At 71.5% G+C, this 21,856-nt stretch carries 20 protein-coding genes; 7 read left to right on the top strand and 13 right to left on the bottom strand.

What is annotated here, in order from left to right:
* Positions 1 to 13: 13 nt before the first annotated feature.
* Together AB0J71_RS35650 and AB0J71_RS35645 are read right to left on the bottom strand one after the other, a co-directional pair.
* Positions 14 to 703 carry a DUF4097 family beta strand repeat-containing protein gene (locus tag AB0J71_RS35650; protein WP_364418319.1) on the bottom strand — a complete coding sequence of 230 codons (690 nt, stop codon included), beginning with the start codon at positions 701 to 703 and terminating at the stop codon, positions 14 to 16.
* Between the two features lie 119 nt (positions 704 to 822).
* Positions 823 to 1,314 (bottom strand): helix-turn-helix domain-containing protein, encoded by a 492-nt coding sequence (locus tag AB0J71_RS35645; RefSeq protein WP_364418317.1) that lies wholly within the window; start codon positions 1,312 to 1,314, stop codon positions 823 to 825.
* A 95-nt stretch (positions 1,315 to 1,409) separates the two neighbouring features.
* Here AB0J71_RS35645 and AB0J71_RS35640 point away from each other — a divergent pair, with 95 nt between their 5' ends.
* A complete protein-coding gene (locus AB0J71_RS35640; RefSeq protein ID WP_364418315.1) occupies positions 1,410 to 1,907 on the top strand; it encodes a hypothetical protein in 498 nt (165 codons plus the stop codon).
* Between the two features lie 110 nt (positions 1,908 to 2,017).
* Here AB0J71_RS35640 and catA read toward each other — a convergent pair whose 3' ends face one another.
* Entirely contained in the window at positions 2,018 to 2,701 is a 684-nt protein-coding gene (gene catA, locus AB0J71_RS35635) for a type A chloramphenicol O-acetyltransferase (protein WP_352325552.1), read from the bottom strand.
* 75 nt (positions 2,702 to 2,776) lie between these two features.
* Between catA and AB0J71_RS35630 the strand changes: the two genes are divergently transcribed.
* A complete protein-coding gene (locus AB0J71_RS35630; protein WP_352325551.1) occupies positions 2,777 to 3,319 on the top strand; it encodes an SMI1/KNR4 family protein in 543 nt (180 codons plus the stop codon).
* A gap of 21 nt (positions 3,320 to 3,340) precedes the next feature.
* Here AB0J71_RS35630 and AB0J71_RS35625 read toward each other — a convergent pair whose 3' ends face one another.
* The 3 genes from AB0J71_RS35625 to AB0J71_RS35615 all read right to left on the bottom strand — a co-directional run bounded on the left by AB0J71_RS35625 (position 3,341) and on the right by AB0J71_RS35615 (position 6,766).
* Positions 3,341 to 5,374, bottom strand: coding sequence for a M48 family metalloprotease (locus AB0J71_RS35625; protein WP_364418313.1), 2,034 nt, complete (start codon positions 5,372 to 5,374; stop codon positions 3,341 to 3,343).
* The gene (locus AB0J71_RS35620; RefSeq protein WP_352325549.1) at positions 5,371 to 5,814 is read right to left on the bottom strand and encodes a hypothetical protein; all 444 of its coding nucleotides are present in this window, start codon (positions 5,812 to 5,814) and stop codon (positions 5,371 to 5,373) included. Before AB0J71_RS35620 ends, AB0J71_RS35625 begins: the two co-directional genes overlap by 4 nt.
* A 259-nt stretch (positions 5,815 to 6,073) precedes the next feature.
* On the bottom strand, positions 6,074 to 6,766 hold the full coding sequence (locus AB0J71_RS35615; RefSeq protein ID WP_352325548.1) for a GntR family transcriptional regulator: 693 nt from the start codon (positions 6,764 to 6,766) through the stop codon (positions 6,074 to 6,076).
* An 89-nt stretch (positions 6,767 to 6,855) separates the two neighbouring features.
* Between AB0J71_RS35615 and AB0J71_RS35610 the strand changes: the two genes are divergently transcribed.
* Entirely contained in the window at positions 6,856 to 7,389 is a 534-nt protein-coding gene (locus tag AB0J71_RS35610) for a YbhB/YbcL family Raf kinase inhibitor-like protein (protein ID WP_352325547.1), read from the top strand.
* Between the two features lie 34 nt (positions 7,390 to 7,423).
* Positions 7,424 to 8,311, top strand: coding sequence for a hypothetical protein (locus AB0J71_RS35605; protein WP_364418311.1), 888 nt, complete (start codon positions 7,424 to 7,426; stop codon positions 8,309 to 8,311).
* 629 nt (positions 8,312 to 8,940) lie between these two features.
* Here the strand turns inward: AB0J71_RS35605 and AB0J71_RS35600 are convergent.
* From AB0J71_RS35600 to lanL, 3 genes are all read right to left on the bottom strand, one after another.
* Positions 8,941 to 9,108 (bottom strand): hypothetical protein, encoded by a 168-nt coding sequence (locus AB0J71_RS35600; protein ID WP_352325543.1) that lies wholly within the window; start codon positions 9,106 to 9,108, stop codon positions 8,941 to 8,943.
* A gap of 959 nt (positions 9,109 to 10,067) precedes the next feature.
* Complete coding sequence (locus AB0J71_RS35595; protein WP_364418309.1) at positions 10,068 to 11,843, bottom strand: ABC transporter ATP-binding protein; 1,776 nt, start codon at positions 11,841 to 11,843, stop codon at positions 10,068 to 10,070.
* A gap of 276 nt (positions 11,844 to 12,119) precedes the next feature.
* A complete protein-coding gene (gene lanL / locus AB0J71_RS35590) occupies positions 12,120 to 14,780 on the bottom strand; it encodes a class IV lanthionine synthetase LanL (RefSeq protein ID WP_364418307.1) in 2,661 nt (886 codons plus the stop codon).
* Positions 14,781 to 15,201: 421 nt separating this feature from the next.
* Here lanL and AB0J71_RS35585 point away from each other — a divergent pair, with 421 nt between their 5' ends.
* Positions 15,202 to 15,681, top strand: a complete 480-nt coding sequence (locus AB0J71_RS35585; protein ID WP_364418305.1) for a hypothetical protein — start codon at positions 15,202 to 15,204, stop codon at positions 15,679 to 15,681.
* Between the two features lie 196 nt (positions 15,682 to 15,877).
* On the opposite strand, the gene AB0J71_RS35580 is transcribed toward AB0J71_RS35585, so the two are convergent.
* Entirely contained in the window at positions 15,878 to 17,110 is a 1,233-nt protein-coding gene (locus AB0J71_RS35580) for a hypothetical protein (protein WP_358295522.1), read from the bottom strand.
* A gap of 132 nt (positions 17,111 to 17,242) precedes the next feature.
* Between AB0J71_RS35580 and hemC the strand changes: the two genes are divergently transcribed.
* Positions 17,243 to 18,178, top strand: a complete 936-nt coding sequence (gene hemC, locus AB0J71_RS35575; protein WP_352325537.1) for a hydroxymethylbilane synthase — start codon at positions 17,243 to 17,245, stop codon at positions 18,176 to 18,178.
* 11 nt (positions 18,179 to 18,189) lie between these two features.
* Here the strand turns inward: hemC and AB0J71_RS35570 are convergent, their stop codons facing one another.
* Positions 18,190 to 19,065: an alpha/beta hydrolase gene (locus AB0J71_RS35570; RefSeq protein WP_364391968.1), complete on the bottom strand. Its 876-nt coding sequence runs from the start codon at positions 19,063 to 19,065 to the stop codon at positions 18,190 to 18,192.
* Between the two features lie 129 nt (positions 19,066 to 19,194).
* Positions 19,195 to 20,271 (bottom strand): YafY family protein, encoded by a 1,077-nt coding sequence (locus AB0J71_RS35565; RefSeq protein ID WP_364418302.1) that lies wholly within the window; start codon positions 20,269 to 20,271, stop codon positions 19,195 to 19,197.
* A gap of 95 nt (positions 20,272 to 20,366) precedes the next feature.
* Between AB0J71_RS35565 and AB0J71_RS35560 the strand changes: the two genes are divergently transcribed.
* Entirely contained in the window at positions 20,367 to 20,765 is a 399-nt protein-coding gene (locus AB0J71_RS35560) for a VOC family protein (RefSeq protein ID WP_352326501.1), read from the top strand.
* A gap of 21 nt (positions 20,766 to 20,786) precedes the next feature.
* Here AB0J71_RS35560 and AB0J71_RS35555 read toward each other — a convergent pair whose 3' ends face one another.
* Positions 20,787 to 21,656, bottom strand: a complete 870-nt coding sequence (locus AB0J71_RS35555) for an arylamine N-acetyltransferase (protein WP_364418300.1) — start codon at positions 21,654 to 21,656, stop codon at positions 20,787 to 20,789.
* Between the last annotated feature and the right edge of the window lie 200 nt (positions 21,657 to 21,856).

The following is a 21,856-nucleotide window of genomic DNA, read 5'->3' as shown; positions in this document are numbered from 1 at the left end:
CGCGGGGTGCCGGCTACCCGGCGGAGACGGTGATGTCTCCGGAACCCGTGGTCAGTGACATCTTGCGCGGCGAGGAGCCGTCCTTCTTGACCGAGATGCCGGCGTCGCCGGAGGCCGTACTGGCCTTCACGTCGTAGGTCTCGTCGGGGACGGTGAGCACGACGTCGCCCGAACCGGCCGACAGCTCGACGCTCTCCGGCGCGACCGCGTACTTCAGGGTGACCTTGCCCGATCCCTCCTTGACCAGCAGCTTCTTGCCGCCCAGGCCGTCACCCTTGATGTCGCCGGAGCCGGCCTCCAGGTCCAGAGGGCCGGTGAGCGACCGCAGGGTGAGATCGCCCGAACCGGCGTCCACGTCGACCGGCACCCCCTTGGGGACCTCCACCTGGTACTCGACCCCGCAGGTGCCCCACGACTTCGCGCAGTCGTAGGAGACGGACAGCGTGCCGCCCTCCACCTTGTGCGCGGTCCGCGGCTTGTCGTTGCTCCAGTAGAGCCTCTCGGTCACGCTGACATGGGCGGCATCCGACTCGGTGACGGTCACGTTCCCGCTGCCGCTTCTGAGGTGAAGCCGCTGCACCTTCTCCTTGACCTGGTACGTGCTGGTCTCCTCGTTCTTCGGTTTGCCGATGGCGTCCAGGCCGCACCCGGTCAGGAGCACCGCGGAGGCCAGCAGGCCGCCCGCGATCGCAGTGATCTTCATGCCGTCCATCCTGTCCGGCCTCGCCGCGGCCTGCATCAGGGATGCCCCCGACAGGTCCCCGGGAGAACCCTCACCTCGGACGACCCTGTCCGTAGCGGGGGCAGAACGGGCATGTGATCTCAGGGGCTTTCCACGAAGCGCGCGCCCGGTCCGGGCGTGCGGCAGACGTCTTCCGGGGCGAGGTGGCGGTGCCCCGCGGCGCACTCGAGGACGATCTTGACCGGCTCGTCGCAGGAGCTCGCGTCATCGACGGGCCGGTGCCGGACGATGACGGACGGGCCCTGCGGGTCGGCGAGGTACGTGTCGCCCCATTCCAGGAGCGCCACGAGCGTGGGCCGCAACGCCCGGCCCTGCTCGGTGAGCTCGTAGGCGAAGCGCTGCCGGTCCCCGGGCTCCTGGTAGGGCACGCGCCGCATGACTCCCGCGGTCACCAGGGTCTCGAGCCGGGTCGCCAGGAGATTCTTGGCGATCCCGAGGCGGGAGTGGAACTCTCCGAACCGGCGCGCGCCGTCCAGCGCCTCACGGACGATCAGCAGCGACCAGCGTTCCCCCACCACCGAGAGGGCGCGCGCCACCGAGCAGTTCACCGGGTCGATTCGCCGCGTCTCCATGGGAGGAGTGTACCCGTCTGGGTTTACAAGCTGTACTCAGCCCTCGTAGACTCCCGGCCTGAGTTGAAGAACTAAACTCACAGAGGAGATCGACCATGCCCATGCTCGACGTGTACATCCCCGACGGGGCGCTCCAGCCGGACGCCGAGGCGGCCCTGCTGAACCGCATCACCGAGATCCTCATCCGCAACGAGGGATTCGACCCCGCCGACCCGGTGAGCCGTTCCGTCTCCTGGCTCTGGCTGCACCGGCCGGCCGGCGTCTACGTCGGCGGACAACCCGCGGACGCGCCCCGCTACAAGGTCGTCCCGTCCGTCCCCGAGGGCCAGCTCGACGAGCGGAAGCGCGCGAGCGTCATCGCCGAGGTCACCGAGGCCATCCTCGACGCGGAGAACGGCGCCTGGCCGCGTGACGCCGGCCGGATCTGGGTCTTCCCCACCGAGATCCCCGAGGGGCACTGGGGCGGCAGGGGCCAGGTCAGCCCGCTCGCGACGATCCTGGCCCGGCTCACCGGCGACGACACCGAGCGCGCCCGTACGCTCGCGCGTGAGCGGATCGCCGCCACCCGAGCCGAACACGCCCGCCTGCCCTGATCGGCGGCGGACGACGGGGGATCGAGGCGGCCGACTTCGCGCCGCCCGGACCGGCATGCGAACGGCGCGTCACGTCACCACGGGGCGAAGGCTCTCCGACGCGACACCCGCTACGGGCGCGCTGGTGAACCGGCCGGGCTCCGGTCGATCCAGGCCGGGTCCGCGACGAGGGCCTGGAGCTCGTTCACGAGCCGGGCGGAGTGGAACCCGTCGGCGGCGGCGTGGTGCACCTGGAGGGCGAGGGGGAGCAGGACCCGGCCGTCGCGCTCGGTGTACCGGCCGAGGGTGAAGATGGGGGCCAGGTGGTCCCAGTTGTCGCCGATGTTGAGGTTGAACCCGGTGAAGGACGCCCACGGCAGGCTCGACACGTCGAACGTGTTGGACGGCGGCGGCCCCTGAGGGAAGAACTCGGTGGCGCGGCCGTGCTCGGCGAGCAGGGGAGCGGCGACGTCGTGGAAGGCGGCGAAGTCGGGGTCGTAGGGCGCCCACACGCACGCGAACGTCTCGCGTTCGGGGTTGAAGACCGTGAAGGCCGGATGCACGACGGGCCAGACGGCCGGCTCGCCCGAGGCGGTGAGGCACATCCTGAACTCGTCGTGCCGGTTGACGACCGTGGCGATCGCCCACACCTGCGCGAGGTAGGACTTGCGCCGCGACCGGCCGAGCGCCGCCGTGAACGCGGTGACGTCGATCTCCACCGTGATCGAGTACGTGCACGGGACGGCCCGGCGGTAGTGCTCGAAGTGCTGCCGGCGCGGCCAGGCATCGGTGTCGATCGGGATGGGGGTGTCCATGACCCCATCATCCCAACCGTCATCCGGCCGCCGGACCGGACGGAATGTCGGCCGCGGCGGATACGGTCACCTGCCATGAACACCCAGTACGGCTGGCCCGCCCTCTTCGCGGCGAAGGGCCTGACCCCCCGGAGCCCCGGCGGCCCGCCGCCCGCGCCGGGCAACGCCCTGCACCCTCCGGCCGGCGAGGCGGAGGTCAGCCGGCTCGAAGACCGGCTGGGCACGGCCCTGCCACCGAGCTACCGGCAGTTCCTGCTGTTCGCCGACGGCTGGGGCGACGACGAGTCCGGCCATACCGTGTTGCCGGCCGCGCGGGTCGGCTGGTATCGCGACCTCGAGCCCGAGGCCGCCGGGCTGTGGCCGTCGCCCGGAGAACCGGTCTCCTACAGCGTCCCCGACGAGCTCTACTTCGTCTACGGGGCCGAGCAGGACTGCGTCAACCTGCGGGAGGAGTACGTACGCGACACCCTGCTGGTCGGCTACGGGGATGACGGCGAGTACCTGCTCAACCCGCACGTCAGGACCGCCGACGGCGAGTGGGAGGCCTGGTTCCTCGCGCCCTGGCTGGCGGGCGCCGACCGCCACCGGTCCTTCTGGGACCTGATGAGAACGCAGTAGCGTCCGTCCAGCGCCCCCGCCTCACCGCGGCGCGGGCGCGCCAGGCCCCGCGCGGACGGGCAGCAGGCGGGCCGGCAGGGCCGTGGCCAGCGCGGCGATCAGCGCGGCCGCCAGCATGCGCTCCAGGATGATCATGTGGATCGGCCACGGCAGCGCCGTCCGCAGGGGCAGCCACACCAGCTCCAGCGCGAGGGCGTAGAGCACCGCCGCGGCCAGAGCCGTCAGCATGCCCTTCGCGACCGGCGACGTCCCGGACAGCGCGGCCACGCAGGCCGCCAGGGCAGCGCCCACGGCGGCTCCGGTCGCGATGACGCCCGACAACGCGGTGCCGGAACTCTGGAAGACGTAGCCGTTGACCGTGCCCGACACCATTGCCGTGACCAGCGCCGCGGCGGCCGCGCAGCCCACCGCCAGGGGGACGCGGCCGGTGCGCCGGGGCGCGGGCGGGCGGCGTTCGCCGAGGGTGACCAAACGTACCGCCATCGGGGTCAGCATGAGCAGGACGACGGCGAGCAGCAGCAGGACGCCCCCCGACAGGCGGGAGTCCAGCATGATCTGCGCGCTGATCAGGACCTGGGCCAGCGGGTCGGAGACGGCGGGATATCTCTGCACGTGGGCGATGATGATGTCGGCCTGGATGTCGTAGAACGCCCGCGCGACCAGCGTCACGACCACCGCGATCAGCAGCAGCGGCCCGAGCGCCGACCGCAGCCCGTGCACCCGCGGCGCCCACACCCGCGCCACCCACCGCACCCACACCCCCAGCAGCAGGCCCGCCACCGCCAGCACCACCAGCCCGGCGAGCTGCACCGCCACGGGGAACGGCGCCAGCGCATGGTCCGTCATCCTGCTCGGGGCCAGCAGCCAGCCGCCCGCCAGCCCCACGGCCAGGCCCAGCGGCACGTGCACCGCGTCGCCGCGCGCCCCCACGGCCCGCAACGCCCGCAACCCCAGCGCGACGGCCAGCAGCAGGGCGAACACCTCCGCCGGCCACGGCAGCGTGTTGGTGCGTCCCTGCGCGGTCAGCGACGTGGCCGGATCCATGGTCAGGGAGAAACAGCCGCCCAGCGCCAGCGGGAAGACGAAGCCCTGGCGCACCAGCGGCTCCTCGTCCTCCAGCGCGGCCCGCCGGACGGCGAGATGCGGATGGGTGCGCACCCGCAGCGACACCGGCCACCGGCGCGGCGCCGGCGCCTGTTCGAACACGCGGCGCAGCGGTGTCGCGTCCCGCTCCCACGACAACACGCGGGCGTCGGCCATCAGCTCACGCGACTGCAGCACCACCGAACGGGTCAGCCACGACAACACCGCCAGCCCGGCGATCTGGGCGGCGAACAACCACGACAGCGCCGCGCGCGCCCCGAACGGCATCAGCTCCGACCGCAGGAACGGCGCCTGCCCCGACAACACTCCGTTCACGGCGGCGAGCAGACCCGGCACGAGGATCACCGCGGCGTAGGACCGCCACATCGCCAGCGTCACCGCCGTGATGGTCAGGTCCCTGTTGCGCACGTGCGCCAGCTCGTGCAGCACCACCGCACGGAACAGCGGCCGGTCGCGCTCGAACGACATCCAGGTGCCCCGGCTGATCACCACGTACCGGCGCCCGGCCCGGCCGAAGGCCAGCCCGGCCACCGCGGGGTCGAGCACGTCGAGCAGGAAGACGACCCGGCGGCCGCCGAGCACCTCCGCCGCCATCCGCCGCAGCTCCTCGCCCACCTCGCCGCCGACCGGACGCAGCCGCCGGCGGCGGATCCGCCAGGCCGGGCCGAACCAGTACTGCAGCCCGGTGAGCAGGACGAGCGTCGCGAAACAGAGCAACACGCCGAGCCGGAGATCCTGGTGGGCCCCGCGGCTCATCACGTCGCACGCGGGATCGTCCAGGCCCTTCAGCGCCGCGAGCTGGCACGCCTCCCTGACCTTCGCCGGGACCTCCGCCCCCTGCACCGACAGCAGGTCGAAGATCCCCGGCCGGTAGATCGCGGTCGTCGCGAACGCCAGGCTGATCAGCAGGACGAACGCGGACGTGGTGGCCGACGGCAGACGGCCGCTCATGACGGGTTGCGGGCCAGCTCGCTCACCACCGCGTCGGCCAGCGCGTCGGCCTGCGCCTGCGACATGCCCATCCGGCGCGCCTTGTGGTAGGCGACTTTGCGGATCTCCGTCAGCCGGGCCGGCGGCAACGGCGGCGGGCCCGCCGGCTGGGCCTCGGGCAGCTCCCGCGGACGGCGGCGCAACCGGCCGATCAGCCGGCCGGTCCACGAGCCGACGTCCTTGCCCACGTCCGCGAGCACCGTGGTCACCACGCCGGAGACGATCGCCGTCACCAGCAGCTCGTCCACCCCCGGCAACCCGAAACCGAGCGGATCCCGATGCGACCTCGGCCTGGTCCTGCCGCCGAGCGCGTCCCAGGTCTGGTCGAACAGCGGCAGTTCGGCGGGAGCGATCCTGGTCACGACCCGGCGGCTGAGATCCTTGGCGAACACATCGGACACCTAGCCTCCAACAGGAGAATTCCGTTGCCTGAAATATAGGCAGCTCCGAGGCCGGATGTCCTTGGATGCCGGATGTCCTTGGATACTGACGGCCCGGCCCGGCTTCCGCCGCATTTCCTCCGCGTTCCTCCGTGGCCCGTCCGATGACCAGGGCCCTGGTCAGGGCGCTTTTCTGGCTCTTGGGCAGCCTCTGGATCTAGAAGGGCCGGCCTCTGGGGCTGGAGGGAACCGGCGTCCTGCTCGCCGTTGCGGCGTGGGCCTAGGTGGCCTGGCCGGAGTCGTCGGTCAGAGCAACCGCGGTCAAGGTGAGGTGCCGGACCAGGACCTCGGCCGCGGTGTCGGCGTCGCGGGCCAGCGCCGCTTCCTCCAGTCTGCGGTGCTCCTTGGCGCCGTCCCGGCCGGGGTTGCGGTGCGCCGACCAACGGCGGGCCAGCTCACTCGCGGTCCACAGCCGGTCGAAGGTCTCCAACAGCGCGCGGTTGCCACACCCCTCCAGCAACGTGCGGTGGAAGGCCCTGTGAGCCTCGGCCCAAGCGCCGGTGTAGTACTCGCCCTCCTCCGGCACGTACGCCGGAGTGCGAACCAGACGATGGTGGGCGGCCCGCACACGGGCCTCCCAGTCGAGGTCGCCGCGCTCGATGGACATACGCAGGACGACCGGTTCGACGGTCCGACGGGCCTCCGCGACCTCCTGCCAGCGGCGGTCGGAGAAGGCCGGGACGGCGAAGCCGCGGTTGGGCAGCCGGTCGGCGAGCCCCTCGCCGACCACCCGCACGAGCGCCTCGCGCACCACGGCCAGGCTCACGCCCTGCTCCTTGGCCAGGTCCTGCGGCTTGAGCGGGGCGCCAGGAGGGTGGTCGCCGCGCATGATCGCGTCCCGCAGGTGTGCGTAGACCTGCTCGGAGAGCATCTGCTTCCCCGGTGAGATCGAGGGGTGCGCCATCTGAGCCATGAGCTCATCATAGACGATCCTCGAATAATCGATTATTTGTGCTACGGTCGATTAAGTAAGCCGCACTCGTCCGGAAAGGAACGACCGCTGTGCCTGCCAACGACCCCTTCGCCCGCTTTCCCAAGGCGGCCTCCTTCACCGTCACCAGCACCACCGTCACCGACGGCGCCCCCTGGCCGCCCGAGCAACGCTCCTCCGGCCTGCCCGGCGGGAAGGACACCTCCCCGCAGCTGTCCTGGACCGGCGCCCCGGACGGCACCAAGAGCTATGCCGTCACCGTCTACGATCCCGACGCCCCCACCGGGTCCGGGTTCTGGCACTGGGCGGTCGCCGACATCCCCGCCACCGTCACCGAACTGCCCGAGGGAGCCGGCGACGACACCGGCTCACAGCTGCCGGAGGGCGCCTACCAGTTGCCCAACGACGCCCGCGTGGCCCGCTACATCGGCGCCGCCCCGCCGGCCGGACATGGCCCGCACCGCTACTTCGTCGTCGTGCACGCCCTCGACATCCCCTCGACAGGCGTCCCGGCCGACGCCACGCCGGCCGTCCTCGGCTTCACCATGGCCGGTCACACCCTCGGACGCGCGATGTTGATCGCGACCGCCGAGACACCCGCCTGACAGCACCGCCCGACTCCCAGGAGAAACAACCACGATGCACCTTCCCGACTCCGCCCGCCCCGGCGACGGCTTGATGGACCTGAACGCCGTCCGTGACATCAGCCGCGCCATCAGTGCCGCCCACCTGTTCATCTATCTCGTCCCCGAAACCGCCGAGGAGGCGGTCGAGCTCGGCGTGAGCGACCGCGGGCCGGCGTATCTGGCCTTCAGGTCGGCCGCGATGGGCGCGGTTCCGTGGCAGGTCACGCTCGCGGCCTTCTACAACTTCAGCCCGCGTGCAGTGCGGGCCATGGCGGGCGTGTGGGACGTCGCACCGCCCGGGCGATGGCAGGCCGCCCGCTTCCTGGCCGCCGGCCGGGCGATGCGGCGCGTCAACGTACAGCTCACCGACGACCACCTTGCCGAGGCGCGCTCGCTGATCGACCCGGTCGTCGCCGGCGCCGACTACGCCGGCAAGGTGCTGGCCGCCGCGAACGCCTCGGTCGTGCTTCCCGCCGATCCTCTCGTCGCGCTCTGGCAGCAGATCACGGTGGCGCGCGAGTGGCGCGGCGACGCCCATCTCGTCGTACTCGCCGACAACGACCTCGGGCCGTGCGACTGCCTCGTTCTGCACACCGCAACCGGCCGCCTCCCGACGGCTCTCGCACGAGCGACCCGCCAGTGGGACGACGAGGAGTGGAGCGCGGCGACGGCACGCCTCGTCGCGCGCGGCTGGCTCGACTCCAACGCTGTGATCACCGCCGCCGGCAGTGCGGCACGTGAGCGCATCGACGTGGAGACCGACGAGCACTGCGCCGCTCTGTGGGCGCCGATCGGCGACGCGGGTGCCCGCCGCCTGGCCTCGCTCATCGCGCCGATCGCCAACGCGTTCACCGCGGCGGGAACGTTCCAGACCGTTCGCGGGCGGTCCGATCTTGCCTGAACGCTGATCGCCCATGCGGCCGAGTCAGCCTACGTCCGCATGCTCCACGACGGCGCTCGGCGACGACGGGGTCCACGCCGCGCAGCTCACGGTGGTCGGCCCCATCGGCCCTGGCGCCCGCCACGAACCGGACGCGGTGGCCGACGAACTGTGGCAGCTGCACACCCGGCGCGAGCAGGGCGTGTGGTCCCCGACGGGTCCCCAAGCAGGCGGTTCAGAGGGGGATCCGCCACAAGGCGGCCCATACGCAGGATCCACCAGCGTGTTTTACTACCCGGTCATCCTGAACAAGGGCTACCGCGTAAGCAGGGATGTACAGGTAGGGACGACCGCCGGGAAGCCGGAATTGGGAAATGATCAGCAAAAAGCCCTCGCCGCCAGATTCTGGCTCAACTCCGATCGGTGGTCATCTGAAGCGTCTTTGTGATGCGCAACCCAGACTGATCCCCGCAGGATCGCGCACCATAGACGCTGTTCCGACGACTCGGGGACCCCCGCCCGAGGGGTTCCGGGCCGCCCGTTCTGTGGCAGTTGCCCGCTGCCCGGCAGTGTGGAGATGGTGAACCGCGATGTCAGGTACGCCCGGCCGTCCGGCGCACGGACGGCACGGACGTGCCCGACCTTGTGAGCTACCAGTTGGCGTCGCTGATGGGCTCCAGCCGGAACTTCTCGTTGTCTTGGTGGCCGGAGTCGTACTGGTTCACGCTGGCACCGTCCTTGAGGCCGGCGTTCTCGATGGCCGGCACCTTGCCCGAATGCTTGACGATCAGCCGGGCGCGAGAAGGGAAGGAAGCCATGGTTACCTCCTTGGTAGGGGAAATCGGGGGGTAGGGGCCTGACACACACCGGACGGCGTGCCCTCTGCCAGTGGTCTCCACATTGAGCCGGTCGACGCTCAAGGGGCAACACAGAAAAAGCGGCCATATATTCTTCGGCCATGAATTCCGGTAGATGCGCCCGTCAAGAAAGCCTGTGATGAGCTGCCGAACCACGGCGCGAGCAGCAGCGGCGTGCCCGCAGTGGTGGAGTCCACGGACAGCACATCTGGTTGAAAGCGGTGCACCCTCGATGTCAATCACCAGCCCCCCATTCGGTCGGTGATCGAGGCAACGACGCCCGCTCGTCTCTATGAAACTTGATTACGGGCGGGAAATCACCCTCCAGTCCTGGCCCGCATCTGGACAGGATTCAAGCCTCCGCCACTTAATCCCGCCAGCGGTGCCAGGCAAGATCACCACGAGGTGTCCGGCAGTCCGTCCGAGGAGCCGGCGCAGGCGACTGTCACCGTTCAGATCCGATGACAATGGCAGAAGTGGGGTCGAGGGCCGGCCGTACGGAGAACTGATGTCAAACTACGCCGGGCCAAAGCACTGGTGCTGGTCGGGTTATCGCCCATGGAGAGATGACTGAATGGCTATGTCCATGTGACGCCGGCGCTTGGTCGCTATTGGCCAGTAGGCAGGTGATTGTTGACGTGCGCGACGACGAACTCACCGCCCGCGGGACAGAACAACCTGATCGCCGATCCGGCGGCGGGCGACAGCGCGATCTCCAGTAGAACGTTCTGCGGCGAGGCGCGCCTGGGTGTCGTACTTGCCCATCACACCCCGCATCTCCATCCAGGCATCGGCGCAGGACCAGGCCGATCGCGTCGGTGACCGTCCGCCGGTGGGCCTGCGAGCCGCGTAGCCGCTTCGGAGAACATGCAGCTCAAGCCCTGTGTGATGGTTTGACGCGGCACAGGGCGAACGGGGGTCTATGCGACGCCGGTCTGAGCGCGGACCATCCGCGCGTACCATCCGTGCCGGTCGCCGAGCAGGTCGAGGCGATCTCCGTGTTCCGCTACCCGGCCCTCGTCCAGGGCCACGACGGTGTCGAAGGACTCGAGGACGCCGAACCTGTGGGTGATCATCACCGTCGTCCGTCCCGCCCGCTCGGCCAGGATCGCCTCGACGACCTCCAGTTCGGTCATCGGGTCGAGCGCGGAGGTGGCCTCGTCGAGAACCAGCACGGACGCGCCGGCCAGGAGCGCGCGGGCCAGGGCGATGCGCTGTCGTTCGCCGCCGGACAGCAGCGCCCCCCGCTCTCCCACCAGCGAGTCGTAGCCGTCCGGGAGTGCCATGATCCGCTCGTGGACGCGGGTGAGCCGGCAGGCGCGCATGAGATCGTCCGCGGTGGCGTCGGGGGCGGCGTATCGGAGGTTGTCGGCGATCGACCCCTGGAAGAGGAAGGGCTCCTGCGTGGCGATGCAAATCTGTCCGGGCGACGGACGGGTGATCTTCACCCCGTCGATCCGGACCGAGCCCTCGGTGGGCGTGTGCAGGCCGGCCAGCAGGTGGCCGAGTGTCGTCTTGCCCGAGCCGCTCGGGCCGACGACCAGCGTGGTGGATCCGGCCGGGAGGGCGAGACTCACAGCGTCCAACGCCGGGCGGCCCCGCTCGTCTGCGGCGTACCGGAACGTGGCCCCATGGACGGCGAGCGCGCCGGGCCCGGGAGCGGGGTCCGGTCGTGCGTCAGGTCCGGGCTCCGGCTCGGGCTCCATGTCGAGGTAGTCGAAGACCCGCTCGAAGGCTCCCTGGGCGGAGCGGAACTCGGTGGAGATGTGCAGGAGTTGCCAAAGGGGCTGGTAGAGCCTGGCCTGCAGCACGGTGAAGGCCACCAGTGTGCCTGGAGTGATCCCGTCGGACAGGCCCGCCGCCACGAACACCAGATAGGGGGTCAACACGAAGAAGACGTGTCCCGCGCTCAGCACCCCTTGGGCCACCAGTCCGGAGCGTACTCCGAGCCGGATCAGCCGCCGGCTTTCCGTGGCGAATCGGCCGGCCTCGTCCGCGCTTCTGCCGTGGACCCTGGCCAGGATGACGGCGCCCAGGCTCAGCCGCTCCGCCACGATGGCCGACAGTTGCGCGCGAGAGTGCTGGCTGACCTCCGACAGGTTCTTGAGCGCTCGCCCGGAGCGGGAGGCCACCCAGACGACGATGGGCGCGAGAATCAGGGCGGCACCCGCGAGCTGGGGGGATAGTGCCACCATCGCGCCGGCGGCGGCCACGAATCCGATGACGCCGGACAGCGTGCTGGGCAGGGTGTCCTTGACGGCGTTCTCGATCTGAGCGGTGTCGTTGGCCAGCCGCGACTGGATCTCGCCACCTGGTGTCGCGGCGAAGAAGGCCAGCGGCATGCGCTGGAGACGGCCGAACAGTTCCACGCGCAGCGCGTGCACCACTTGCTGCGCGACGCGGGCCGACACCCACGACTGGCCGAGGTCCACCACACCCACCGCGCAGGCGGTGGCCGCCGCCAGGCCGGCGATCAGCGCGAGCAGCGGCAGGTCGGGACCGCCCGCGCCGAACAGCGCCCGGTCGAAGACCAGCTGGGTCAGCAACGGGACGGCGGCGTTCAGCGCGGAGTAGGCCACGACGAGCAGGACGACGAAGCAGATGGCGAGCCGGTGCGGCATGAACAGCCGCACGACCCTGCGCCAGGTTCCGGGGGCGGGAGGCTTCTCCGGAGCGAAGAGGGGACGATCGTGCACGGGCCGGGCCTGTCCTTGTCTGCATCGAGCGTCTGGTGACCGAGCGTCTGGTAGATCGAACGTCTGATGATCGAACAGCCCCGCCCGCCCGTGTCCGGGCGGGCGGGTTCGACTGTCAATTGTCGGTGCAGCCGAAGTGCTTGATGCAGTTGGTCAGCCGGAGCGCCTCGTTGGCGCCGGGCTCGAGCTCCTGGAGCGCCTGCAGGTCCTCGACGTCGAAGGACATGGTCGTCACCTCCTTGTGAATGCCGGGGCCGCCAGTGGCGCGGCCGTCTGTCATCGCCGTCCCGCTGCGGGAGCGGCGAGCCTGGGGGCCTCCTCCGGCATCCACAACCGGGCGGACCGGTCGCGCAGTCGGATGAGGAAGGCGACGATCCCCGCCGTACCGGCGAGAAAGGTCGGCGGGAAGTCTCCCTGGGGTCCGGGGACGAGCAGGCGGCCGCGACGATCGGCCGCACGGATTTCGAGGCAGCCGGCCAGATCTCGCGCCCACCGCCGGTAGTGGTCGTCACCGGTGAAGTCGGCCATGTCGAGCAGGAATTCACCGTCGCCGGGCAGTCCGTGGCACGGCACCGGCCCTGACTGCCATCGAGTACGGTGCACGGCCGCCGCGGCCTTGCGCGCCAGGTCCAGCGCGGGCGGGTCGCCGGTGGCACGCCAGTACCTCACGAGGAAGGAGCCGATCCCGGAGGAGCCGCTGCACCAGTGCGGCCGGCGCGGGCGCACCGTGGACAGGTCGCCGCGCTGCGTCGGCCACCAGGCGGTGTCGCCGTCCACTTCGGCGTGTTCGTAGAGGGCGCGGGCGATCTCGTGGACGGTCGCCGTCCAGTCAGGCCGGTGGAGGGCCCGGCCCGCGTGGAGCAGCGCGGTCCCGATGCCGGCGATGCCGTGCGCGAAACCGAAGTGGTTGGCCCCGGCCAGGCCCGAGTCGAACGTCTGCGGCGTCGGCCACTGCGGGTGGCCGTTGCCGTACGACCGCGCCTGATGCAGGTTCTGGAGGGCTTCGGCGGCCCGGTCCCGGAGCGGGAGATCTCCCGAGGCCAGGGCGATGTGCAGGAGCGCCATGCCGCATCCGGCCAGTCCGTGCGTCACGTCGGAGCCGGGGTGGTCGGTCGGCAGTCGCCGCGCCGTCCGTACCGCGAACCGGGCCAGCTCGGCGTCGCCCGTGGCCGTCGCCGCGTCGTACAGCGCCCACACGGCGCCGGAGCGCCCGAAGTGCAGGCCGGGCGGCCAGACGTCCTCGGCCGCCAGCCGCCGCCTCAACCAGCGGGCGAGTTCGGCAGCCGCCCTCGCGTGCGGTTCGGCCCGTGTCAGGACGCCGAGGATTCCCGCCGCGCCGCCGTTGACCGAGCACGGATCGGCTTCGATGCCGTCGGCGGCGTCGGGCCACGGCGACGGGGCGTCCTCGCTCGTGTCCATCGTCTCCACCAGGTGCGCGAGCCCGTCGTCGATCAGGCGGCCGATCCGCTGCGGCGGCCGGGACCGGTGGTGGGGGGCGGCCCGCTCCGGGGCGGGAGCGGTGAGGAAGCGGAGGCAGCTGTCCAGCGACCAGCGCCGTTCCGGTTCTGTCGCCAGCAGGCCCTCCACGAGCGGTCGCAGCAGGGCGAGCGTGGGGTTGGCTGCGGCAACCGCTGCCACCCTGGCCGCCTGGCCGGGGCCCGGCGGGTCCAGGTGGGCGCCGACCGCCAGGAAGTACGCCATCGCGCCGAGACTGTAGAGGTCGGCGCTCGCGTGCGGGGCGGGCCGGAACTCCCCCGTGTGGCCCGCCAGCTCCGGGGCGAGGTAGCCCGGAGTCCCGCCCACCATGACGGTGGTGCCCGGCACGGCCGCGTGTTCCAGGTCGATGAGCCGTAGTTCACCGCCGGGCGAGAGCATCACGTTGTTCGGCGACAGGTCGCCGAACACGTAGCCTCGGCCGTGCAGAGCCTTCAGCAACGTGGTCAGGCGGCTGATGATGGGCAGGACCTGCGCCGGCGCGCTGCCGAAGCCGTCCTCGCCCAGTGGCCCGGCATTCTCGTCCGACCAGCGCTGCAGCGTGATCCCCGGCACGAGCTCCTCGACGAGGAAGATGTGGCCGCCCTGCTCGAAGAAGTCCACCACGGCCGGTGTGATCCCGGCCGTGGCGAGGGCTTCCAGGCAGGAACGTTCGGCCGCGATCCGATCCCGCGCGTCGCGGCCGCTCAGATCGGCGCACGCGTGCGGACGCCCCTCCTTGACGACGACCTCGTGGCCGGTGGCGGTGTCCTCGGCGAGGTAGACGCCGCCCCGGTTGGCATGCCGTACGGCCTTACGGACGATGAACCGGTCATTGAGCATCACCGCAGACGCCCGCGGGCGCCGGCTCGCCACCGGAACCTCGAACGGGCAGGTCGCGAACGGCGGCGGGGAGAAGCTGGGCCGCCGTTCGTCGGGAACGAGCCGGCCCTGCGGCGAACGCAGCCGAATCTCGTAGAACCCGTCGTTGCCGAGCACGCGGTGCCCGCTGAAGGCGCCGTAGCGGTAGTGGACGATCCCGCCCGCCCGGTACGGACGGTCGGAAAGGATCACCGGACCGGGAAGTCCGCGGGTGGCGTCATCGAGCAGGGCGGCCAGGCGTACCGACGCGGCGTCGTCGAGGGGATAGACGGTGATGAACTTCCCGGCCTGCGCCCGGCTGCAGTGCGGCTCAAGGAGTTTCCAGTAGTCGCTCAGCCGGGCGGGAAACTTGAAGGCGCAACGGGCCTCGGCGAGTACTCGCGAGACGCGGGCGAGCGCCAGCGGGGCGGAGAGCATCGTCGCGGAGACGTGCAGCTTCCATCCCTGGTCGGGCATCGGGTAGGCGTCGGGGGTGACCTTGCACCAGAGGTTGTCCTCGACGAGCGACCAGTCCTGTGCGCCCGCGCGCCCGAGTTCGGCGGTCACGATGTCGCGCAGAATGGCCGGGTCTTCTGAATGCATGCCCACGTGACCCGCTTCCACCGTCGCCGCTTGCCTGCGGAACCGAGAGTCGCGAAGCGCTCTTGCAGATGAATGGGAAATGAATTGAATGCGAGGTGAGAGCTCCTCTCCCGGCCGGAGGTGAGCGCCACTCCCTGTATCGGTCGCATTTAGCTGAGATGCCGGAGGTGAGGCACGGCGCGAAGCAGCCCGGACGCTTTCTGGGCGAGAGCTCGACGGCCGGGGTTTGCGCCTTCGCTTTCGACCCCTATTTCATTTTCCGATTTTGCGGTTTTGGGCTGCCCGATTTTAAACGCTCAAACCTTTTCCCGTGGTTATCGTGCAGTTCTCCTGGCGCTCAGCCCTTCATCATGTCATGTGTGACATGCTACTGATCGTGTGCGGCGCGAGGCCGCACGCCCGATCATCAAAGGGGAAATCGTTGAAGCAGATCGTCAAGCGTGGATCCGCGGTACTCGCCGCAGGGGCGGCGGCCGCGGGGGCGCTCGCGTTGAGCGGCCCGGCATCCGCTGCCACGACTACGACCACCTGCAGTGACAGCGTCCTGATCTCGGGCCTCTCCACCAAGGCCTGCGTGGATCTCACCGGCACCCAGGCACGGTTATACGGCACCGTCGGCGCGCCCGGCATCGCAGAGCCTGGACCCGGCGGAGTCATCACCCCACAGCGCGCAGAGGTGGAGGTGTCCGGCCAAGTCGTCGGTGGCCTGTTCCTCGGCTCCCGGCGGCAGTCGGTGAGCATCTGGAACAACACCGTGACCGTTGAGGACGCCACCGCGACCGTCCCCTGCGGATCGACGGTTCGCGCCGAGGTCAAGCTGTCCCAGGGGCCCGTGGGTCCCGGCGGGCCCAGCTTCTACGGCCCTGCCTCCGTCACGGTGGACGCGCCGGTCGGCTGCTGAAACAGATGGATCGACGGTGGGCGCGGAACAGCCGTTCCGCGCCCACGTGCGCATGCCCGCGGCAGCGCTGAGGTCGTAGCGCTGGAAGGGCAGGTGGTCGCCCGCCACCGACACCGTGCCGGCCGAGCTGGAGATCCGCCGAGGAGATCCTCGAATCCCTCGCTGAATATTGCCGGCGAATTTCAGGCGGATGACACTAGTCGCCGTGGAGCCCGTCGGGGTCGCAGTAGTCGATCTCGTTCGTCGGCTTGAAGTCGGCCACGATGATCTCGCGCCGGAACGGGCCGCCGCTCTCCATCTCCTCGGCGGACGCCTCGAAGGTGAAGCGCTGCATGGGCCGCAGCAGCCTGCCCGCGATGACCACCGGCCTGCGCACCGAATAGATGGCGGGGAACGGGCAGCAGTAGTAGCTGCCGAGCGGCTTGCCCGCCGCGTCTACGGCGTAGGCGATGGCGCCGTCCCGGAAGGCGGCGTCGATCTGCGCCTGGATGTGCAGCGTGGCGGCCGGGTCGGGGTCGTACTCCCACATCTCCTTGACGGCCTGCCGGGCCTTGGGGTCGGCCTGCCAGTAGTCCCGCCGCTGCGGGTCGGTCAGGCACCACGGGTCGAGGTCGCGCAGATTCGCCTCAAGGGACTTGTACGTCGCCGCGGGCCTGGTGACGGTGCTCTGGTAGGTGGCGATGTGCCTGGGCATGGCGATGAGCTGACCCACGTGGTAGTAGAGCTCCAGGGACCGCTGCAGCCGTTGCTCGATCGCCTCGTGCAGGCTCGGCTGCGGATCGGCCTTGAGCAGCCCCTCGGCGTAGTCGGCGGCGGTGGCGGCCTCGGCCACGAGCTGGCGCAGCCGCTGCAGGTCGGCCTGGTGGTCGTGGTCGTCGGCGACGGTCTGCTCGAACACGCCGAAGGCCACTTCCGCGTGCCGGCGGATCGCGCGGGTGGCGGCCAGCATGCCGTGCAGGTGGGGCAGCGGGCACGGGTCCGCCTCGGCCCATTCGGGCAGGTCGGCGGGCAGCTGGAGCTCTGTCTCGACCAGATAGCGGGTGTTGCCGGCCGCCTGCCGGGCGCGTGACACCCAGCCTTCCACCTGCGCGAAGCACGCGGCCACCTGCCGGCTGGTGACCGGCGGCACGTAGCCCGCGGTGCGCGGGTCGGCGCTGTAGTCGGAGTCGAGCAGCTGCTCGCCGATGGTCTGCAGCACGAACGCGTTCCAGGTGCACAGCAGCTGCCCGGAGGCGGACTGCGGGCCGTGCCAGAGGTTGACGCCGTCCTGGACCAGGCGTAACCGCAGCTCCTCGGCACGCTCCAGCTCGGTGTAGACCAGGCCCCCCGCCCGCCGGTACGCCTCCAGCTCGTCCGCGCGCACCTCGCCCTTGTACGCCGCGACCATCCGCGTCATCAGCGTCGGCCGTCCCGGATCATTGGCCATCATGTACGTCCCCGTCCTCTTCCCCCGTGACAATTGGTGATCCGTACCCTAAGCCGCCATCCCTTCGGCGGGCCATCCATGGCGAGCTCCGGAATCAGCCCGCGCGGCACGGAGGTGACGCCCTACGATCGGGGGATGGCCGTCCCCGAGCTGATCCGCATCGTGACGCGTTCGTCTCCCATGGCGCTCGCCCAGGTCGAGCGCGTCCGGCGGGAGCTGGCCGACCGGCATCCCGGCATCCGCACCGAGGTCGTCCCGGTCACCACGTCCGGCGACCGGTGGCAGGGGGCGCTGTCGGCGCTGGGCGGCAAGGGCGCCTTCACCAAAGAGGTCGACGAGGCGCTCCTGGCCGGCCAGGCCGACCTGGCGGTCCACTGCATGAAGGACGTGCCCGCCGACCGCCCGCTGCCGGCCGGCACGGTGTTCGCGGCCTTCCTCAAGCGTGACGACCTGCGCGACGCGCTCGTGCACCCCGGCGGCCTGAAGCTGGACGCGCTGCCCGAGGGCACCCGGATCGGCACGTCGTCGGTGCGGCGCGTGGCCCAGCTCGCCGCGTCCCACCCGCAGCTGCGCTGCGTGCCGATGCGCGGCAACGCCAACCGGCGCCTGGAGAAGCTGGACGCGGGGGAGGCCGACGCGCTGCTGCTGGCGGTGGCCGGGCTGGAGCGCATCGGCCGGCCGGAACGGATCACCGAGGCGCTGTCGCTGGAGACGATGTGCCCGCCGATCGGCGCGGGCGTGCTGGCCCTGCAGTGCCGGGAGGACGACCCGGCGACCGTCGACGCGGTCGCCGGGCTGGGGCATGCCGACACGTGGCGGGAGATCACGGCCGAGCGCATGCTGCTGCACGTGCTCCAGGGCCACTGCAACTCGCCCATCGCCGGGTACGCCCGCGCCGAGCGCGACGGCCGGTTGTCGTTGCGCGCCCGGGTCTTCTCCCCCGACGGCAAGCGCGTGCTCGACGCGCACGAGTGGGCCGGCCCGCTCGACCCGGCGACGCTCGGCACCTCCGTCGCTGTCGCGCTGCTCCGCCAGGGCGCCCGGGAACTGATCGACACCATCCCTCACTGACGGCGGGCCGCCTATGTCGTGGCGGCCGCCATCTCGTCCTGGTCGCGGAGGGGTTCGTCGCCGTGCAGCAGCCACTCCAGCGTGGCGGGGGTGGCGTCGAAGTGCCCGGCGTGCCCGGCGTCGGGCTGGACGGTGAGGGTGGCGGTGGGGATCCGGGCGGCGAGCCAGCGGGCGTGCGCGACCGGCACGACCCCGTCCAGCTCGCCGTGCCACAGCCGGACCGGAACGGTGATGGCGGCGGGGTCCACCTCCCAGGGCCTGCCGAAGAGGGCGATGACGTCGTCGGCCCAGCCCCCGAGGCCGGGACGGACCGCCGCGGCGTAGGCGGCCGCCAACATGGCGCTGACCTCGGGCCGCGTCAGGACGGCGGCCTCGAACGGCGGCAACTGCGGCGGCCCGGACGAGTCCGCCCCCAGGTGGGCGATCATCGCGTCGCGATCCTGGAGGGCGACGGCGGCGCTGCGTCGGTTGCCCTCCATCATCCCGGCTGTCCAGTCCAGCCCTTCGGCGTCGCGCGGGGCCGGCGCCGCCAGCGTGGCGACCCGGACCGCCCGGCCGGGGTGGCGGGCGGCGAACGCCAGCGCGTGCGGCCCGCCGCCGGAGACCCCGTAGACGGCGAACTCGTCCAGGCCGAGCGCGTCGGCCACGGCGGCGACGTCGTCCGCGCCGTCCACGACGCGCCGCCCCGGCAGCGGCGTCGAGCCGCCGAGGCCGGGGCGGTCGAAGGTGATCAGCCGGATGCCGAGCCTGGTGTACAAGGAGTCGTCGGGGTGGCGGGCCAGGCGTCCCACGGGGGTGCCGTGCAGGTAGAAGACGGGTGTCCCGTCGGGGACGCCCCACTGCTCCACGGCAAGGGTGCGGCCGTCTCGCGTGATCACTGTGTGCACTCCGCCACGCTAGCCAGGACGACACCAGTGCACCGTAGGTTTCATTTCCGGCGAAACAGACGCGGCTGCGTACGGGGCGGGCGGACCTGGCGGAGACGGTGAGCTTCGTCGGAGTGTGACGCCGGGCGGTCAGGCTCGGCGGGCGCGGCACGCGAGGCGGCCGGCGACGGCGAGGACGAGGTCGCGCAGTTCGGCGGGACGTTCGATGACGAACGGACGGTCGAGCGCGGCGAGCACGGCAGGCAGCCAGTCGAGCCGTTCGACCCGCAGCTCGACCCGCCACCAGCGCCCACCCGCCGGATGGGCCTCCCCGGCGGCCTCCGCAGCGGGCTCGTCAGCGGTCTGCGCAGCGGGCTCGACGGCGAGGGCGTCAGCGGGGTTGAGAGCGGGGTCGTCGGTGATCTCCTCCATGGTGGCGACGGCGGCGGGCAGGCGGGCGCGGATCTGCTCGGCCGTCCCGTGGATCCGCAGGGTCACCTCGTGCCGGTAGGACGCGGTGGCGAACCCCGACAGGACGCGCTGCGCCGGATCCGGGCCGGCCGGCGCCTCGAACGAGCCGGGCAGGGTCCGGGCGTCCGCGACGCGGTCGAGGCGGAAGGTCCGGTTCTCGCCGAGGCCGGGGTCCTCGCCGGTGACGTACCAGCGGCCCGCGTGGCTGACGATCCCGTACGGGTGCAGCGTGCGGTCACTGCGCCGGCCGGTGCGGTCGGCGTACCGGATCGAGACGGGCCGGCGGTGGCGTACGGCGTCGGCGATCGTGAGCAGGACGGCGCCGTCCGGGCCGGCGGGCCTGCCGGACGGGCCGGTGAAGGCGAGGGCTTCCATGAGCGCGTCGAGTCTGCGGACGAGCCGTTCCGGCAGCACCCGGCGGATCTTCGCGGCCGCCGTCTCGCTCGCAGTGTCGCTCGCCGTGTCCCCGGCGTCGCCCGCCGTACGCCGGTTGGCGATCAGGCCGAGCAGCACGGCCAGCGCCTCGTCGTCGTCGAGCATGAGCGGCGGCAGGCGGTAACCGCGGGCGAGACGATAGCCGCCGTAACGGCCGCGCACCGACTCGACCGGCAGCCCGAGGTCGACGAGCTGACCGACGTACCGCCGCACGGTACGGCCGTCGACGCCGAGCCGGTCGGCCAGTTCGGCCATCGTCCGGACGCCGCCCGACTGCAACAACTCCAGGAGCGTGAGCACACGACCGGTGGGTGGCGACATGAATACGAGCCTATGGCGAATAGTGGACCGAATCCGTCCAGTATCAGTCGTACCGTGCGGGGTGCCAAGAGCTGCACGAACACTGAAGGAACGTCATGAACTTCGTATCGATCCGCATCATCACCGACGACGTCGCCCGCCTCGCCGGGTTCTACGAGCAGGCCACCGGGACCCCGGCGACCTGGTCCACCGAGGACTTCGCCGAGATCAGGACCGGCACCGCCACGCTGGCGATCGCGAGCACCCGCACCGTCCCGCTGTTCGCCCCGGGCTCCTCCCGCCCGGCCGACAACCACAGCGTGATCGTCGAGTTCCTGGTGGACGACGTGGACCGCGTGTACGAGAACCTGACCGGCTTCGTCACCGACTTCGTCAACGAGCCCACCACGATGCCCTGGGGCAACCGGTCGCTGCTGTTCCGCGACCCCGACGGCAATCTCGTCAACCTCTTCACCCCGGTCACCCCGGCCGCCGTGGCGAGATCCGCCCGCTGATCGGAAAACCAGCGGGCGGGGTCAGGCGGCGGGGGTGCGGCGGCGGGACTGCCAGGCCAGGTGGGCGTCGCGGACCTTGGTCCACAGGGCCTCGCGCTCGGCGCCGTTGACGTCGTCGAGGCGCAGCCCGAACACCTCCTCCAGGGCCTCGAACCACTCCCGCCGGGTGGACAGCTCCCGTTCGGTCCTGCCGTCCGCGCCGACCCGGCGCAGCATGCAGCCCACCAGGCAGTCGGCGCCCGTCGCGTCGCGCCGCAGCACGACGGCGGCCCGCACCAGCCGGGACTCGGGCGAGGTGCACAGGTACGGATGCCACTCCACGAAGTCCCCGGGCTCGGCGGGCGCCCGCTCGACGTCCAGCCCGGCGATCGACCCGCGGGGGTCGTGGTCGAACCGCCAGCCGCCGGGCTCCACGTCCGAGGCGGACAGCCGGAACTCGAACGGCCCCTGCCGGTACGTCCCCGCCCGCAGCGGCAGCGGCTCGTGCAGCCCGTCGCCGAGCCCGATGTCCACCAGCCAGTCCTGCCCGTCGAGGGCGACGGTGAGCGCGAGGTGCGGCGCGAACGACGCCGGCGAGGCGGGCGCCCGGACGGCGGCCTGCACCCCGGCCCGATGCCAGGTGACGTCGTAGCCGAGCGCGGTAAGCAGCGTGGCGAACGCCCCGTTGAGCTGCACGCAGTAGCCGCCGCGCCCGCGCAGCACCCGCTCGACCGACTCGCGCGGGTCCACGGTGATCCGCCGGCCGAGCTGCACCTCCAACGTCTCGTACGGCACCCGCTCCACGTGCGCGCGGTGCAGGGCGCGCAGCGCCGGAAGCGACGGCTCGCCGGGGTCGCCGACGTCCAGCCGGTCGAGGTAGGCGTTCAGGTCACGGTCACGAGTTCGCCGCATGGGCCCTCCCTTCGGTCGCCGCGTCCATCGTGGTCCGCCGCGCGGCCGTCCCGCACCTCGCGGATTGCTCGCCGCGCGGCGGTGCCGGACGGCGAGCCCGGGCGACCGAGCACGGCGGCGGGCGGCCGTACCGCGCAATCCACGAGATGCGGCGGCGCGCGGCCGCGACCGACGATGACCACGATGACGCTGCCCTGAGC

Origin of the sequence: Nonomuraea sp. NPDC049637, assembly GCF_040675235.1 — a bacterium.
GTDB lineage: Bacteria > Actinomycetota > Actinomycetes > Streptosporangiales > Streptosporangiaceae > Nonomuraea.
Note: the sequence above shows the minus strand (reverse complement) of the source record. Positions and strands in the feature narration are given on the sequence as shown.

Excerpts from the sequence above, each read along its gene's own strand:
- lanL (WP_364418307.1), bottom strand. The coding sequence starts at position 14,780 with ATGCATTCAGAAGACCCGGCCATTCTGCGCGACATCGTGACCGCCGAA.
- hemC (WP_352325537.1), top strand. The coding sequence starts at position 17,243 with ATGGCCGTCCCCGAGCTGATCCGCATCGTGACGCGTTCGTCTCCCATG.
- AB0J71_RS35640 (WP_364418315.1), top strand. The coding sequence starts at position 1,410 with ATGCCCATGCTCGACGTGTACATCCCCGACGGGGCGCTCCAGCCGGAC.
- AB0J71_RS35605 (WP_364418311.1), top strand. The coding sequence starts at position 7,424 with ATGCACCTTCCCGACTCCGCCCGCCCCGGCGACGGCTTGATGGACCTG.
- AB0J71_RS35580 (WP_358295522.1), bottom strand. The coding sequence starts at position 17,110 with ATGATGGCCAATGATCCGGGACGGCCGACGCTGATGACGCGGATGGTC.
- AB0J71_RS35600 (WP_352325543.1), bottom strand. The coding sequence starts at position 9,108 with ATGGCTTCCTTCCCTTCTCGCGCCCGGCTGATCGTCAAGCATTCGGGC.
- AB0J71_RS35625 (WP_364418313.1), bottom strand. The coding sequence starts at position 5,374 with ATGAGCGGCCGTCTGCCGTCGGCCACCACGTCCGCGTTCGTCCTGCTG.
- AB0J71_RS35565 (WP_364418302.1), bottom strand. The coding sequence starts at position 20,271 with ATGTCGCCACCCACCGGTCGTGTGCTCACGCTCCTGGAGTTGTTGCAG.
- AB0J71_RS35650 (WP_364418319.1), bottom strand. The coding sequence starts at position 703 with ATGAAGATCACTGCGATCGCGGGCGGCCTGCTGGCCTCCGCGGTGCTC.
- catA (WP_352325552.1), bottom strand. The coding sequence starts at position 2,701 with ATGGACACCCCCATCCCGATCGACACCGATGCCTGGCCGCGCCGGCAG.
- AB0J71_RS35645 (WP_364418317.1), bottom strand. The coding sequence starts at position 1,314 with ATGGAGACGCGGCGAATCGACCCGGTGAACTGCTCGGTGGCGCGCGCC.
- AB0J71_RS35630 (WP_352325551.1), top strand. The coding sequence starts at position 2,777 with ATGAACACCCAGTACGGCTGGCCCGCCCTCTTCGCGGCGAAGGGCCTG.
- AB0J71_RS35555 (WP_364418300.1), bottom strand. The coding sequence starts at position 21,656 with ATGCGGCGAACTCGTGACCGTGACCTGAACGCCTACCTCGACCGGCTG.
- AB0J71_RS35615 (WP_352325548.1), bottom strand. The coding sequence starts at position 6,766 with ATGGCTCAGATGGCGCACCCCTCGATCTCACCGGGGAAGCAGATGCTC.
- AB0J71_RS35560 (WP_352326501.1), top strand. The coding sequence starts at position 20,367 with ATGAACTTCGTATCGATCCGCATCATCACCGACGACGTCGCCCGCCTC.